Origin of the sequence: Cytobacillus sp. IB215316, assembly GCF_033963865.1 — a bacterium.
Taxonomy (GTDB): Bacteria; Bacillota; Bacilli; order Bacillales; family SM2101; genus Nanhaiella; species Nanhaiella sioensis.
Genome location: NZ_JAXBMC010000018.1, coordinates 27,046 through 42,198 on the forward strand (window position 1 = coordinate 27,046; position 15,153 = coordinate 42,198).

Genomic DNA, 15,153 nt, shown 5'->3' on the forward strand with positions numbered 1-15,153 from the left:
ATGAGTTTTTTGTTGCTAGGATATTAAACTAACTACATCTATAATTTAAATTATACAACAAGCGTTGCTTTATGCAACAGTTGTAATTTAATTGCAGTATCTGAAACTGCAGGAAAACCGAATGATTAAAACGTAAGTGATAAGGAGGAATTGAGGTGTCAAGTAAATCAACATTTAATAGAGAAGTAAGAGAATTTTGGTATCCAAAATATAATAAAAATGGATACCCTCATGTTCAACAAGGGGTCATTATAAATCCTGAAAGGAACGAAGAATTTTCCCCTTTTATTCTTATGGCTGAAGACTGGTATAAGCGTGGAATATTCTCTGATCATCCTCACCGAGGCTTTCAAACTGTAACATATGTTGTGGATGGAAGGCTTGAACATATCGATAATGCTGGCGGTTACAGCCTTTTGGATGCTGGCGATGTTCAATACATGAATGCAGGCTGGGCAGCTAGACATGCGGAAGAGGCTTTTGATGATGATCTTATTCATACTTTACAAGTGTGGCTAAATCTTCCAAAAAGTCTGAAGCAAACAGAAACAAGTTATCAAAATATTCGCGTTGAAGACGCTCCTGTTGTGAACGTCGATGGAGGAAGTGTTCGCGTATATTCTGGTGATATTGCAGGGGCAACTGGACCGATGAAAAGTATGGTGCCAATTACGATGTCTGAAATCACCCTCCGTGGGGGAACGGACTATACACATGTTTTACCTGAGAATCATAATTCATTCTTGTACATGTTGGCAGGAGAGATGGAGTTTGGAGAAAGTAAAACAAAGATAGCTAAAACAGGAGCGGCTACCTTGTCCTTTAATGAAGAAGGTACCGCGTCTAACCCTAGTGAATTAAAAATAAAGGCGGTATCCCGATCCAAAGTGTTGATCTATTCAGGCGTTCCTATTCGGGAAGAAATAGCTTTTGGTGGGCCATTTGTGATGAATACGCAGGAAGAAATCAGGGAGGCGTTTCGAGATCTCCAGCGAGGAATATTTGGACCACCTGCAGTAAAGAAGTAAAAATAATATACAAAGATATGAGAGGGGACAAAATTTATGGATATTTTATTTTTAATTGGAAGAATTTTATTTTCAGTTATTTTTATTTCTGCAGGATTTAATCATTTAAAAGATTTTACGAATACAATAGAGATGGTGAAGATGACTAAAGCTCCTTTTCCACATTTGTCTGCTGCTGCTATGAGTTTATTTGCCCTAGTCGGCGGTTTAAGTGTTGCTTTTGGCTTTTATGTAGAAATCGGGGCGTTACTTCTTTTCATTTTTCTAATACCGACAACCTTTATTGTCCACGGTTTTTGGAGATTGCCAGAGGAACAAAAGGAAATTCAGAGTGTGCATTTCTTCAAGAACCTTGCTCTTATGGGTACAACATTAATGATTCTTTATTACGGTTCTGGGCCTTTTAGTTTATAAAATTTTCTATTATATTTATTAAAAAAAGGTTAAATATTGTGTAGTTCTTGAGAATCTGAAATACATTAAGAAATTTATATAATGTTAAGCATTACTTGCAAAACTTGATCCTTTAAAATTTTATTCAAGAATATTGGCGCCTTTCTTGAAGAAGGGCGTCTTTATTTATTGAAAGGGCCATGTTTTTGAATAAGCGAAAGATTAAAGAAACTAGTTATTATGAAAGTATGTTATAACATTTTGGAGTGTAGATTCTTTTAATAAATAGAAAGTTTTTGTATAATTCAAATATTCTTATCTATGTTTTTGGTATTGAGTGATATGCCACATAGTTTTTTAAAGGAGAACAAAGTAATTTTCTTATATATCCAGTGAAAGAGATATAATATGTCCAGTCCGGTAAACACATTTATTCGTATTTATTTAAGAAAGTTAGAAAAGGGGATGGTTGATTATTATGGAATATCCAATATCAATAGATGTGAATGGGTTAACATTACGAGGGATGGTTCACAAATTGTCAAACCTATGTTATTTAGGCAATATTTTGAATAGACACATCTAAAAGGAATCCCTTGTAAATAGACAAACAGATTTTTACATTCAAGTCATACTATAAAACAAGTACATAAAGTGGTAAGCTAATGATTCAGTGTCACGATTTAAAATACATCCCTGTTATAAGATTAATCTTAGAGATGGACACATGAAAAATTTCAGGAGGTCTATACATGAATATAGATAATAACGATATTTTAATTCGATTACGATACGCGCTGGATATCAAGAATATAGAGATGGTAGAGATATTCAAGCTTGGTGGAATAAATCTCTCAAAAGAAGCAGTGCTGAAGGTGCTCACAAAAACAGAGGATAGCGACGTTTTTGATGACAATCGAGATCAAATACCATGTGATGATGAGATGTTTCAGTCTTTTTTAAACGGCTTTATCACGTTTAAAAGAGGAAAGCAAGATCCAAAGCCGGGACAGCCAGAACGACCAGCATTAACGTATGAACATGTGAATAATCTTCTTCTAAAGAAAGTGAAAATCGCTCTCTCATTGACAAGTGAGGATATGATCGAGATATTGGAAGACGCTGGAGTGATCATAACAAAAGGGGAATTAGGTGCCCTATTACGTAAAGAAGGCCATAAGAATTACAAAGTGTGTGGTGATCGGTACGCGCGGAATTTCTTAAAAGGACTAACGATAAGATACAGGGGATAAGACTTGAACCATACTTATTGCTAAGCTTATATTACGAAGGTTAATCAACCAGTATAACCTGATTCTTTTATAAGTAGTGCAATATTTTTCTAAAAACACCTGAACTTAGCTTTCTCCTTTTGCAACATCCAGGACAATGACTGGATCCAGACTTTATCACTTCTCCTTTTTTATTTAAAAAAATATCAATCTGGATGACCTTATAATACGAAATGGCGCATTTCTGTAATGAAACGCGTCTTTTCTTTTAGGCTCGACTTAAATTTTGTACATTAATTAGGGACTTTAGACTTTATACAAAATCCCCAAATTCTTCAATCAGATTAGCTTCATGCTAGAAGGTTAATTAATTGAATTAGCTATATCAACCAATATTCAGGAGTCACCTTGTGTAATATATGCCTGAGGTGAAAAACCTTTTAATGGCTTTCTCCTTTTGCGACATGACTGAAGGGAAGTTAAGAAGGTAAATAAAATATTTGCAAACAAACATGAAAAGGGGTCTCCAATAGCCTAATGATAGACTTATTGGATCACCCCTTATTAACATTGATCATTCCTAAATGGAAGAGCTACAATTAATCAATTCTCAAATCTAATACACTTGTTTCTATTTGTTTAATATCACCATTTGCGGTATAGAAAAAATACTTTTTATCAGGTGAAACATAGGGACTGAATTTTATACCATCACTGACCTCTACAGGAATTCTTTCTCCTTTTGACCATAATCCATCTTTATTGTAGCTAATATATATATCTGGTCCTCGTGAAAATATTAGATAACTTTCATCCGGAGCAATAAAGGGTGACTGTTCGAAAGCAAGAGTATTAAATGTAAGCAATTCGGGATCAGAATATTGACCATTCACTAATTTGGAAACATATATATCTGTTTGACCACTGCCATGTTCACTCGGTCTATTTGATTGAAAATAGAGATTTCCATTCATTGCAACGGAAGGCAGCCATTCTTCAAATTCAGAATTGATGATGTCACCTAAATGATAAGGTTCGCCCCAACCATCTTCTGTTTTGTCTGCTGTCCATAGGTCATATTTATTAGGTGAGAGTCCTCCAGATCGGTTAGAAGCAAAAAAGAATTTCTTGCCATCAGGAGAGATAAAAGGTCCATCTTCAAAAGAGGATTTGTCTTCATTAGAAAACATAGATAAAACGGGTGTGGTCCATTTATTATCCTTGAAATAAGAAACATAAAGTTGGGAGTCTCCAATAGTACCTTTTTGGATATATAATTCTGTTCCATCCCATGAAAAATTAAACGACCATTCATTTAATTCTTCAGTAGTAATCAGACCTTCTTCAAATAAAATTGATTCAGTAATAGGGTCATCAGAGCTATAAGGAAACTGTGATGGAATGGATGGAATATTGTTTGACGAAGTATTGTTTCCCGAGCAGCCAGTGCTGACAATAAATATAAATATTAAAGTAAATCCAAATAGTAGACTTTTTAAAAATGTTGTACGTTTTATTTTCATCTGATATAACCGCTTTGAAAAACAAATGAACTCAGTTGTTTTAATATGTAGGTGTTTGTTTTTCAGAAGGTTTTCCTCCTCTTTATGTTTTGTTTGTATGTAAAACTCTTCGCATCATGTATATACTTGTAACATCGTTCAAACCGTGAATTTTATGTTGTTTTTTTAAAATTAACAAACAAATTAATTATAGATACTAAAGCATAAAAAAATTAGTCCTACAAAAAACATAATTCCACCTGAAATAATTTTAGATAAGACACTAGTAGAATCCCTCTCCATTTTTAACACTATCATTTAAACTAGCACATCCATTGAAAGTAAGTATGAATGTAAAAATGAGGAAACCATATTTGAAGGTTCTTTCTTTTGTAATCATTTTTCACCTCCCCTAATATTTAACAAAATCATAACATTAATCCAAATAAATTACATTAAAATGGTAATGGAATCCCAATTTTTGTTGAGGGGGGTATAAAAAAGGGGATTGTTGAGGAATAGATGATAACAAATGAATTCTTATTGAAGTTATTCTATAAATAACACCTCAATAAAAATTACCACTATTGTGATGAAATGAGAATGAATGTTCTAGGTGTTTAGGTGGTGAACACTTATCCTCAAAAAAACTGGCATATCTATTTAGAAAAAGGCAAATGTTGATTTTAATAGAATGAGGCGTCATTTTACATCTTAGGGCCAGGTCGTATTTTGAAGCTATGTACATAAACTTTAGAGGCAGTTTACTTTCAGAAGGAATATTGCTTATACTCAAGAATAAGTACTATAAAACCTTATGGAGTGAGAAAATGATGAGTATTCCTTTTAGATTAATAGAACAAAATGAAGAAGCAAAAAATTTAGTTATTGTCTTACCAGGGACAGGTTATACAACACAAGCTCCATTGTTACACTTTACAACAGGGCTATTTTACACTAAAGGTTTTGATGTATTACACATTAACTATACATTTAGTAGTCAAGAAATATCTGATCTAAGTGAAATTGATTTCGCAAAAGGTGTACAAGTTGCAATCGACAACGCAATCAAGAACAAGACATATAGTAATTGTTATGTAGTGGCTAAATCAATAGGAACAATAGCTTTGAGTTATCTGCTTGAAAATACAATGTTGAAGGATGTAAAAGTAGTATGGTTGACTCCATTACTCCAAAGAGATGACGTATTTAACACAATGGTTAACAGTGATAATAAAGGAATTTGTATTATTGGAGATAAAGATAGTTGCTTCATTGTAGAACGGTTTGAAAAATTGAAGAATAATCCAAATCTTATATTAAAAGTGGTTGAGGGTGGAAATCACAGTTTAGAGCTTGATGGAGAACCAATAAAATCTATTGAAGTATTAAAACATATAATTTCTGATATTGATGAGTTCTAATAGTTTACTGGATATATTTAAGAGCATACCTTTTCATTATTCCACAATCTGGCGCTTTCTTGGAGAAAGGAGTTTCTTGTTGATATATTTACTTAGGTGAATCTTGTGGGTTTGCTGGAGTCTCTTCGATATCAGTACAAGAACAATTCGTATTATAGTTTGTGAAATATATATAAGAGAATCCAATAAGAGTGACAACTATTGCAATAAATAAACCTTTCTTAAACTTTTCTTTTGCTTTAATAGTATTTAGTATTGGTGAAATTGGGTTAGTTTGCTTCATTAATTTCCCTCCATTACTATAAAGAGTTACTGCACATTAATTTTAATAGAAATAAATAAAGAAGGAAAGGGTTGACATCAAATAATTAAAATTAGTTTAATTTTTTTATCACGACTTCTAGAATCTATAGCGATCTTCCACAAAATGGCGCATATCTGAAAAATATATATGTGCCATTATTCATTTTAGGAACAGTTTGTGGAATAACGTTAAATATTTAATAGCTTATAACCTCAAGAAACTGACTTAATTTGCTGACTCAGACTATATAAAAACTTATCAAATCTCTTTTCCGTTTTAGGAGGGGGATTTTTAAATTTCTATATACAGGGTAAGTAATCAACATGGTATATAAGAATTAGCTAAGACCCTGTGGTTTAAACCGTGATTAACAAGAACATTCGGACCATTAGCAGTAGCATAAGCGACTTTACCATCGGGAGAGAGTAATGAGAGGGAGCATATCACCTTGAAGTGTCCCTATAAATATAGTAGCAATAACAGAGTGAGTGTCTCATCAATGACAGTAATAGTCTCACGATCGTTGAGAACCATATAAACAAATTTACCATCAGGGGAGAAGGTGATGAAAGATAAATTAACACCTGGAGAAACCCCTAGTAAAATACTAGCAATAATAGAGTGAGTTTTTACATCAATTGCAGAAACAGAGAGGCTAAAACTACTTTCGTGTACAACATAAACGACTTTTCCGTCAGGAGAGATAGCGAGGGGTTGAGAAAATAAGGTGTCACTTGCACCTCCAACAGGTAAAGTAGGTATCACCCTATGTGTTTTTGTATCAATAACAGAAGTAAACCAAAGCACCTTCCTCAAAAAAATTATTATTACGAAAGTATGAGGGAATTTTTGGATTAATGAGAATAGAGATTTTTTTGAAATGAAATTATAGTTAACAAAAGAGTAATTATGTATCCAACCCGAAAAAAGGTAATAAAAACTTGAATTGCAGTTCTACAGTTCATTTTCCTCAGTAAATATTATAAATAAAGAGTTAGAGCAATATTAATATTGGAGGGTCCCACAATGAAAATGAGGATATCTTTTCTGGTATTTGCAATATTTGTTCTGTTGTTGGGCTGTAACAATAATGAAGAACATTCAGATGAACCAGATTTTATCGGAAAAATATTAGAAGTGGAGGACAAAAAAATATTAATGGATATTGAACAAGGTAATTTTTTTGACAAAGGATACACTGAAGAGATCATTCTTAGCTATGGACGATCAGTTGATCAAAACATTTTTGAACAAGGTAAGGAGTTTAAAGTTTGGATAGATGGTGAAGTTTTAGAAAGTAATCCACCACAAGGAAGAATTGGGAAAATTGAAGTTAATGAATAAACCTATTTTACCATTTGACGGTCAGAAATAACCGTAGGTGACCAAATCTTTACATCTTCTTTAATATGCCTGATGTGATAATTACTTCTAACTTAAACCTCTCTAATATACTCTTATGATATATAGGATTTACCCCCTCTTCTCAACATGTTAATACGAATAGCCATAGAACAAATGATATTGTTAATTTAGAATAAAAGAAATAAGGGAATTCTCTTTGATTGAATTCCCTTATGCTTTAAAAATGTTTTCATTTGTACCGGAAGTTGTTACAGTAATTTTTCAGACAATATTTTTGAGATGTTTTGTGCATCTTCCTTGTTAAGTATTTGAATTACCCCTTCATCCATGGCTTTCTGAATTCTTGAAGCTCTATCAGAATATAACCATAAGTGTATTGTTTCAGATGTATTATCTTCATTTGTAAAAACTAGATTAAAGTTTTCACCTTCAGAAGTCATTGGACCAGAATGAGACGTAGAATTTTCGATTGCCTTGATTATCACTTCAATATCTTCAGTTTCTTCAAGAATAATTTCTCTATCAATAAGTCGTTTTTCGGTTTCTGAATAAACTGCTGTACCGTTACCTTTTACTGTTATCATGCTAACATTCTTTGACACTTGAATTTTCTTACGAATACTGTTTCCTTTGTCATTCCCACACCCTGATAAAGCAAATAATAAGAGGAATAAAAACATAATTAATCCCATTTTTTTCAATGTCATTTCCCCCTCAATGAATTTCTTATTATCCTATTAGACGATAATTATATATTTTTGTCTCGAATAAATAATTAGTAATTTATCTCAATGATTGGAACAGTAGGTTGTCTCCGTGAATTTTTAAAGTTCTTTCGAAATGAAAATCCTCCTGGATCGAATATGCAGATAAATTTACAACATAAAAAGACACAATCAAGTGTCTTTTTTATTGGGCTTTTTAATAGGCTCTGTTAAATTTCAATGTTGATATTTTTTTAGATAAACTAAAGGGGAACCTTGATATAAGGTTTCCCGTCTTTAGTTTACTGACCCCGTTATTTGACTATAGTATTAATCAAAGCCACCAACTGAAAGAATGTAAAACATCAACTTGTTCTATGTAACCTTTAATTACAAGAGAAGGTTCAGCAATCAATAATTCTTGATTGCTCATTCCTGAAAATGGGGTAAAAACATTTAAAGTACTTCTTCACTTGGTTCAATGTTTAATTTATTACCCTCAGCTTCAACTTTAAATTCATTTCCTATATAACCGTTTTCAGTTTTAATTGGGTGAATAAAGATATACATTATTTTGTTTGATAACATAGTCACTGTCTTGAAATTAATCGAATAAAAAAGATCGAGAAAATCTATCTCGATCTTTAGAAAGATAACTAATTACTTAGAATCATATTGAAAACCGAATATGTGATATGTAAAGCTAAAATCTTCTACAGCACCAAGATCATCAAACTCCATAATCCAATCACCACCACTCACGTGACTCATGTATTCATCATATTGTTGGCCATCGATTGTATAATGAATAATTACATAATCAGAAATAAAATCTTGAAGTAACCATATAGCACCTGCATTTGGATTTGCTCTACTCCATTGAATGTCTTCATTCCCATAGTCATTATAATCATCAGCAGTATTTGATGCCATATTAGACACCGCCAATTCATTACCATCTGAGTCTATTGCTGCTACATAATAATATTTAGTTTCATTTGCGTAAATACCGTTTGTATCGAGAAATTCATTTGCTGAAACTTCAGATACCAATGTGTTTGCGTCTCCTGGTTTGAAATCTGAGTCAGTGCTTGAATATACGTTATAGTGATCAACATCTAAAGTATTACATTCCCAGTCTAGTACGATTTCAGATGGTTCTTCATTAATGGAGATGGATAAATTAATTTGAGTTTCTGGTTCTGTAGTTGTTTCTGCAAAGGAACGGTTTGCTGTAAAATTTGAAAATAGTAAAATTACTGTTGCTAGAATAAATGTTTTCTTGATACTAGTTAATAATTTCAAAATAATCCCTCCAAGAGTTTTTGAACTGCAAATTTTGTAGTTTACATATATTAACTTAGGTTATTTTGGTAAATATGTAAAATATCATAAAACTTTGTAATATTCTGATGAAACGTTTACATTGATATTTTGCTTTGAGAATCTAGCGTTCTCTTAAAATTACATATTTTGTTAAAAGCCAATTAAGGTGTAATGTTAAACGTGGATGAACTATTTAAGCTACTGAGGCTATTTAGATAAAATTCTCATTTTATCACGTCTCAATGAGAACGAACTTATATATACAAAAGGACTGGCTTCTGTAAAGAAATAACAAATGAAACCTGAGGTTAACTCATAGAATTCATTAAACAAGAAATTTGGAAGGTGGTAGAAAAAAATTGTCCTTTGTATATGTAGCTAATTTAGGTGATGTGGGAAGTGTATCAGTAATCGATATAAAGACACACTCAGTGATTGCTACAGTAGAGGTAGGTGATGATCCAAGAGTGATCCAATTTACTCCGGATGGAAAGTTAGCTTATGTAATGAATGATACATCCCCAGGATCGATTTCTATTATAGATACTAAAACGCACAGTGTAATTACTACAACTTTAATAGGAAACAATTCATCTGATTTACAGATTTCACCAGATGGGAAGTTAGCGTACGTTGCAAGTGTTATGGAAGAGTTTGTTTGTGTTATAGATACAAAAACTCACTCAGTGATCGCTAATGTGGATATAGTAAATGCCCCAAGAGTGATATTAATAACTCCTGATGGAAGTGTAGCTTATGTTCTTAGTACAAGGGGACAACAAAGGTTGACTGCTATTGATACAAAAACTCATAACATTATTTCCACTAATTTTATCATTGGAGATAGTGCAAATAGTATGGTCATTACTCCAAATGGAAAAATGTTATATGTTGCAACAGACATGAGGAATGTAATGGTCATCGATACAAAAACTCAATCAATAATTACAACAATTGCAATTGGAGGGCAGTTTGTGAATATCGGTATGGTTGTGGCACCAGATGGAAAGTTTGTTTACGTAGGAAGCGGGCAGGACAGAACTGTTTCAGTGATTGACACCAAATCACATAAAATCATTGCAACTGTAGACGTTGGTGAAAGACCTGATAACATGGTCATTACACCTGATGGAAAATTATTATATGTTGCAAACGTTAGTGATAATACAATTTCTGTTATTGAAACGAAGACACATTCAGTTATAGCAACAATATCCGTTAATGATATAGGTAATAATGCAGCAATAACCTTATCTTTAGACGGGAAATTTCTATATGTGGCAAATTTGGGGAGTGGAAATGTATCAGTAATTGAAACAAAAACACAATCACTAATTGCCACAGTACCCGTGGGGCGTAACCCAGTAGGTATTACGGTTGCACCAGTGTAACAAAAATAATATGAACAAATAGAGGGTAATAGAAAATCCTTATATCTAGACAAAGTTAATTAACTTGCTTCTACTATAGTAAAAAATAATAAAATCCCACCTCCGTTTATGAGGGGGATTTTTAAAGTGCTAATAAGTAGTTATTAGCTAGCCAACATGGTATATAAGAATTAGCTAAGATCTTACAGACGAAGCCGTGAATAATTTTTACTTATAAGTCTTATTTTGTATTGTGGTTACTAACAAAGTTTATGTTTGCTGAGTGAATACAGAAGCGTTAGGGAACGGGTTTTATCATAAGAGAAAGATCGTCGGGGGCTTGGATAATAAGGTTTTTGCTGGTCCTTTGTCTATAAAGGTTTCTATCTATAACAACCATCTAACCATGTAAGATTAGTAACTAGAGATCCACTATAGTTACTTGGTCCAGCGTCCGATGTGGGTATTACATTGAGACTATGTGTGGGAGTCATAATTAAGGAAAATCAAGAAAAATATGTTTAATTAGGAGTAAAGGCAATTTTGATGGGAGTATCACCACCCCCGTAAGAAGGTAGTAAAGGCTATCTGGATTACCTTAAGGATAGTTACCTATTAAGGAAACACAAGTGATATTAAGTTTAAAACCTCCTCCATTATAAATAAACGTTTATAATAAATAATCATAAGCATGAAAATTTTGGAGGCGGATTTATGTCACAAAAATTTGTAGTTGGAATAATCTCATCTATTTGCTTAAGCTTATTACTAGCTATTTTAAATTATACTCTATCGGGAAAAGGTTATTTTTCTTTTTAGCTTTCCATCTGGTTTAAAGGCAATAAAAAGGGGATTGATCTCAACCTGTACAGCAGATAGTTCATTGTTAGATACTTGCATACCTCATTAAATGAGCAAGAACAATCCATTTTGATTTGGTTAAGTAGGGATAATTGCTATGCCTTTAGGGTTACTTCCAACTGGAACTGTCGCGATCACACTATGTGTTTTCACGTCAATCACAGATACATTGCCATCTTCATTAACAGTCACATAAGCGAATTTCCCGTCTGGGGTGAAGGTAACAACATCTAGATCGTTCCCAACCTGTACGGTTGCTATGACAGTCACATAGATGAAAAAACAACATCGAGAGGGCTTAGACCAACTCTTACAGTGGAGATAACGGTATGAGTTTTTGTATCAAAAACAGATACGCTATTACCACCAAAGTTTGTCACATATACCAATTTCCCATCAGGAGTATAGGCTATATTATGTGGTTGAATATTTCCAACAGGGATTCTGGTAATAATGGAGTGAGTTTTTGTATCAATGACAGTTATGTTACCTGTATTTACAAACCGATCAGATACGTACGCTAACTTCCCATCAGGAGAAATGGATACAGATAAAGGATCACTGCCAATTGGTAGTATAGTAGCAATAACAGAGTTAGTCTTAGTATCAACTACTGATAAGCCATCTAATAAGTTAAGAATATACGCTAATTTCCCATCAGGTGTAATTGAAATAGCTATTGGAAACCTTCCAACTTGGACAGTAGCAATAACAGAGTGAGTTTTGGCTTCAATGACAGAAACTGTATTACCAGGAAAATTAGAGTTACCATTATTTAGAACATAAGCTATTTTACTATCAGGGGTAAATGCAATGCTAGATGGGTTATCTTCAACCAAAATAGTCGCAATAACAGCATGCGTCTTGGTATCGATAACAGAAACTGTATTACCAGGTTGGAATTGACTTCCAAAATTCGTAACATAGGCTAATAGCCCATTTGGAGAAATAACAATATTTTGTGGGCTTGCTGAGGGGTTATCTCCGACTAAAACATTAGCAATAATGGAGTGAGTCTTCGTATCAATAACAGAAACATTCCGGAATGTAAAATCCAATGTATAAGCAAGATTACCATTTGGTAAAAAAGCAACTTTGAATGGAATATTACTATCCTGAATTGTAGTAATAACAGAATGGGTTTTTGTATCAATGGCTTTAATGCCAAAAGAATTTGATATTGGATTTTGAAAGACAACATAAACTAATTTGTCATCAGGCGAGAGGGCAATGGATTGTGGGAATCCATCTACTCTAACAGTTGCTACAACAGAATGAGTTTTGGTATCAATAACTGATACATCCCTAGAGTTAATATTTGAAACATATGCGAACCCCATCCACTTACCACCTTTACAATATAGTTAATTAAGTATATGAGCAGAGATGGGAAAAATGATTAGTAGATTTAATGATAGTTGTGGTTACTAGAGTCCTTGAAAAGCTAACTAAAAAGGTGGAGATGCTGTAACATAAGCTAACTTTCCATCTGGTGTGAAAACTACAAAACCTGGTGGTAAATCAACTTGTATAGTAGCGATAACAGCATGAGTTTTTGTGTCAATAACAGATACAGAGTTCTTACCACTATTTGTAACAAAAACAAGCTTTCCATCAGGTGTAATAGCGTTGTTTAATGGAGCAGTTCCAACCTGAACATTTGCAATAACAGAATGAGTTTTTACAATAACAAAATGAGTTGGAACATCAATAATAGTAACTGAGTTATTGAGATTAGTAACATATGCAATTTTTCCATTTGGGGTAAATGAAACTGATGATGGACTTTGGCCAACTAATATAGAAGCAATGATAGAATGGGTTTTTATGTAAATGGCAAAAACAGTCCCCACCAAATTATTGCAAACTACATAAGTAAGTTTTCCACTAGTAGAGATTTTCAGATTAACAGGAGTTTGTTCAACTGGGACAATAGCAACAATTGAATGAGTTTTCGTGTCAATAACTGTTACGTTATCACTACCTTCATCAACTACATAAGCAATTTTTCCATCTGGTGTAATGGCCAAAGAAAAAGGTCTATTTACTTGGGCTGTTGAAATCAAGGAATGAGTTAATATGTTACATTCACATAATGTTACTCAACTATATGGCGCATATCTGAAAATTTAGATAAGCGTCTTTTCATTTGAAGTTAATCTTTGAAAAGGATTGTCTAAGTACTGAACATTTGAAATAATTATTCTTGAATTAAAGGGGCTTTAACGGAATATGGTATGAAAAGTTATGGGAAGAGAAAGTGGATAAAAACATCACCATTAAAGAATTACAAAGCTTCATTAAAGCTAAAGATTATAAGCCAGAACTAAAAAATGCATATTTTCAAAAGTTAATTGAAGAAGTGGGGGAACTATCAGAAGTAATTAGAAAAAATAAAAGACTAGAACAGAACGGTTCAATTAAGGGAACGGTTGAAGAAGAACTATACGATGTGCTTTATTACATTAAGCAAATATTTATGATATAGACTTAGAGCAGTGTTTTCACTTAAAAGAAGAAATAAACATAGAAAAATATAAATAAGAACTTAAAAAGTAGTACAGGCTTTGTTGACTACCCTAATGATAAGTTACCTAATAAGAAAATACGGCTCATAAGGAGTGAACATATGGAGGGTTTATTAATAATAATCACATTTCTATTTTTGCTATCTTATTCAGGAGATTTTTTAAGACAAAGAAAACAGACTGAAAAACTGATTGAGCAAAATGAGAAAATAATAGAGATTCTAGAAAATATTAAGAATAGAAATAGTTAGGTAGACCTGGAACCTTTTAAGTTAAATCGTTTCCGAATATAGCTACAAATTATAAAATACAGCAAATCCAGCCTATAATGATAAAAACAAACTTTCAATTAATAGAAGTATTATAGCCTAATTTATCATTTAGAATATGAGAAATTAGGCTATTTTTTTGGAATAGCCCCAATCTGTATGTAGCAAACAAAAATTCATATTAAAATGAGCTGTCATAATAATAATTACGACATTACTTGACGTGATTAGATGATATATTCTATTTAGAAAATAAAATATCATTTTTGGGAGGAAGAGTCTATGTTTAGAAAAATTAGAATGTGTAGCGATTTATACAAACGATATTCGTAAGTGTCAAATTATCCCCACATTCCATTGGTTTATACCGAATAAGATAAGCTCCTTACATACTAGGTGTAGGAGGTTTTACTATGAAAAAACAACGAATCAAAAAGGAATGGGAAGCTTATATTCAAGACTTTAAAGAAAGGTGGTAGTACCATTATGTATAGTGTGGTTGAAACCGTAAAAGAAAACGGGTTGAGCCCTTATCATTATCTTCATTATTTGTTTGAAACACTTCCCAATATGGATCTAACCAATAAAGAAGAAATTGATAGAGTCTTACCTTGGTCAACGAGTCTTCCCCTAATTTGTTCAGTTCCCAAAAAAAGTGAACCAAATAAAAAGTAACTCAGTAACAAACTCAGTCTTATTTTCTGGGTTATTTGACGGTTACTTTATTCGTGGCTTTTCAAGTGGGGGTTTGATTAGACTATTTGGGACTTCATATGAAAAAAGGGTCTTATGAAACCACGTAATCTCAAAAATTAGTATAAAGTGGATGAAGCACAATTTTCTTTAT

The 15,153-nt window shown here is 32.7% G+C and carries 16 protein-coding genes; 8 read left to right on the forward strand and 8 right to left on the reverse strand.

What is annotated here, in order from left to right; genetic code table 11:
* Positions 1 to 155: 155 nt before the first annotated feature.
* The 3 genes from SLH48_RS19515 to SLH48_RS19525 all read left to right on the forward strand — a co-directional run bounded on the left by SLH48_RS19515 (position 156) and on the right by SLH48_RS19525 (position 2,674).
* Positions 156 to 1,028 (forward strand): pirin family protein, encoded by an 873-nt coding sequence (locus SLH48_RS19515; RefSeq protein WP_320259502.1) that lies wholly within the window; start codon positions 156 to 158, stop codon positions 1,026 to 1,028.
* A gap of 36 nt (positions 1,029 to 1,064) precedes the next feature.
* Positions 1,065 to 1,442, forward strand: coding sequence for a DoxX family protein (locus SLH48_RS19520; RefSeq protein WP_320259503.1), 378 nt, complete (start codon positions 1,065 to 1,067; stop codon positions 1,440 to 1,442).
* 731 nt (positions 1,443 to 2,173) lie between these two features.
* Positions 2,174 to 2,674: a DUF1456 family protein gene (locus SLH48_RS19525; protein WP_320259504.1), complete on the forward strand. Its 501-nt coding sequence runs from the start codon at positions 2,174 to 2,176 to the stop codon at positions 2,672 to 2,674.
* Positions 2,675 to 3,252: 578 nt separating this feature from the next.
* On the opposite strand, the gene SLH48_RS19530 is transcribed toward SLH48_RS19525, so the two are convergent.
* The gene (locus tag SLH48_RS19530) at positions 3,253 to 4,176 is read right to left on the reverse strand and encodes a hypothetical protein (protein WP_320259505.1); all 924 of its coding nucleotides are present in this window, start codon (positions 4,174 to 4,176) and stop codon (positions 3,253 to 3,255) included.
* 812 nt (positions 4,177 to 4,988) lie between these two features.
* Between SLH48_RS19530 and SLH48_RS19535 the strand changes: the two genes are divergently transcribed.
* Positions 4,989 to 5,579: an alpha/beta hydrolase gene (locus tag SLH48_RS19535; protein WP_320259506.1), complete on the forward strand. Its 591-nt coding sequence runs from the start codon at positions 4,989 to 4,991 to the stop codon at positions 5,577 to 5,579.
* 88 nt (positions 5,580 to 5,667) lie between these two features.
* Here SLH48_RS19535 and SLH48_RS19540 read toward each other — a convergent pair whose 3' ends face one another.
* Together SLH48_RS19540 and SLH48_RS19545 are read right to left on the reverse strand one after the other, a co-directional pair.
* A complete protein-coding gene (locus SLH48_RS19540) occupies positions 5,668 to 5,862 on the reverse strand; it encodes a hypothetical protein (RefSeq protein WP_320259507.1) in 195 nt (64 codons plus the stop codon).
* Between the two features lie 480 nt (positions 5,863 to 6,342).
* On the reverse strand, positions 6,343 to 6,690 hold the full coding sequence (locus SLH48_RS19545; protein WP_320259508.1) for a YncE family protein: 348 nt from the start codon (positions 6,688 to 6,690) through the stop codon (positions 6,343 to 6,345).
* A gap of 219 nt (positions 6,691 to 6,909) precedes the next feature.
* Between SLH48_RS19545 and SLH48_RS19550 the strand changes: the two genes are divergently transcribed.
* Positions 6,910 to 7,227, forward strand: a complete 318-nt coding sequence (locus tag SLH48_RS19550; RefSeq protein ID WP_320259509.1) for a DUF3221 domain-containing protein — start codon at positions 6,910 to 6,912, stop codon at positions 7,225 to 7,227.
* A 269-nt stretch (positions 7,228 to 7,496) separates the two neighbouring features.
* Here SLH48_RS19550 and SLH48_RS19555 read toward each other — a convergent pair whose 3' ends face one another.
* Together SLH48_RS19555 and SLH48_RS19560 are read right to left on the reverse strand one after the other, a co-directional pair.
* The gene (locus tag SLH48_RS19555; RefSeq protein ID WP_320259510.1) at positions 7,497 to 7,949 is read right to left on the reverse strand and encodes a hypothetical protein; all 453 of its coding nucleotides are present in this window, start codon (positions 7,947 to 7,949) and stop codon (positions 7,497 to 7,499) included.
* A 663-nt stretch (positions 7,950 to 8,612) separates the two neighbouring features.
* Positions 8,613 to 9,257 (reverse strand): hypothetical protein, encoded by a 645-nt coding sequence (locus SLH48_RS19560; RefSeq protein ID WP_320259511.1) that lies wholly within the window; start codon positions 9,255 to 9,257, stop codon positions 8,613 to 8,615.
* Positions 9,258 to 9,637: 380 nt separating this feature from the next.
* Between SLH48_RS19560 and SLH48_RS19565 the strand changes: the two genes are divergently transcribed.
* The gene (locus SLH48_RS19565; protein WP_320259512.1) at positions 9,638 to 10,669 is read left to right on the forward strand and encodes a cytochrome D1 domain-containing protein; all 1,032 of its coding nucleotides are present in this window, start codon (positions 9,638 to 9,640) and stop codon (positions 10,667 to 10,669) included.
* Positions 10,670 to 11,587: 918 nt separating this feature from the next.
* On the opposite strand, the gene SLH48_RS19570 is transcribed toward SLH48_RS19565, so the two are convergent.
* The 3 genes from SLH48_RS19570 to SLH48_RS19580 form a co-directional block, all read right to left on the reverse strand.
* Positions 11,588 to 11,779: a hypothetical protein gene (locus SLH48_RS19570; RefSeq protein ID WP_320259513.1), complete on the reverse strand. Its 192-nt coding sequence runs from the start codon at positions 11,777 to 11,779 to the stop codon at positions 11,588 to 11,590.
* Positions 11,776 to 12,849 (reverse strand): beta-propeller fold lactonase family protein, encoded by a 1,074-nt coding sequence (locus SLH48_RS19575; protein ID WP_320259514.1) that lies wholly within the window; start codon positions 12,847 to 12,849, stop codon positions 11,776 to 11,778. Before SLH48_RS19575 ends, SLH48_RS19570 begins: the two co-directional genes overlap by 4 nt.
* Positions 12,850 to 12,957: 108 nt before the next feature.
* A complete protein-coding gene (locus SLH48_RS19580) occupies positions 12,958 to 13,539 on the reverse strand; it encodes a beta-propeller fold lactonase family protein (protein WP_320259515.1) in 582 nt (193 codons plus the stop codon).
* A gap of 230 nt (positions 13,540 to 13,769) precedes the next feature.
* Between SLH48_RS19580 and SLH48_RS19585 the strand changes: the two genes are divergently transcribed.
* Both SLH48_RS19585 and SLH48_RS19590 read left to right on the forward strand, forming a co-directional pair.
* Positions 13,770 to 13,997, forward strand: a complete 228-nt coding sequence (locus SLH48_RS19585; RefSeq protein WP_320259516.1) for a MazG nucleotide pyrophosphohydrolase domain-containing protein — start codon at positions 13,770 to 13,772, stop codon at positions 13,995 to 13,997.
* 795 nt (positions 13,998 to 14,792) lie between these two features.
* Entirely contained in the window at positions 14,793 to 14,981 is a 189-nt protein-coding gene (locus SLH48_RS19590) for a transposase domain-containing protein (protein WP_320259517.1), read from the forward strand.
* The last annotated feature ends 172 nt before the right edge of the window (positions 14,982 to 15,153 follow it).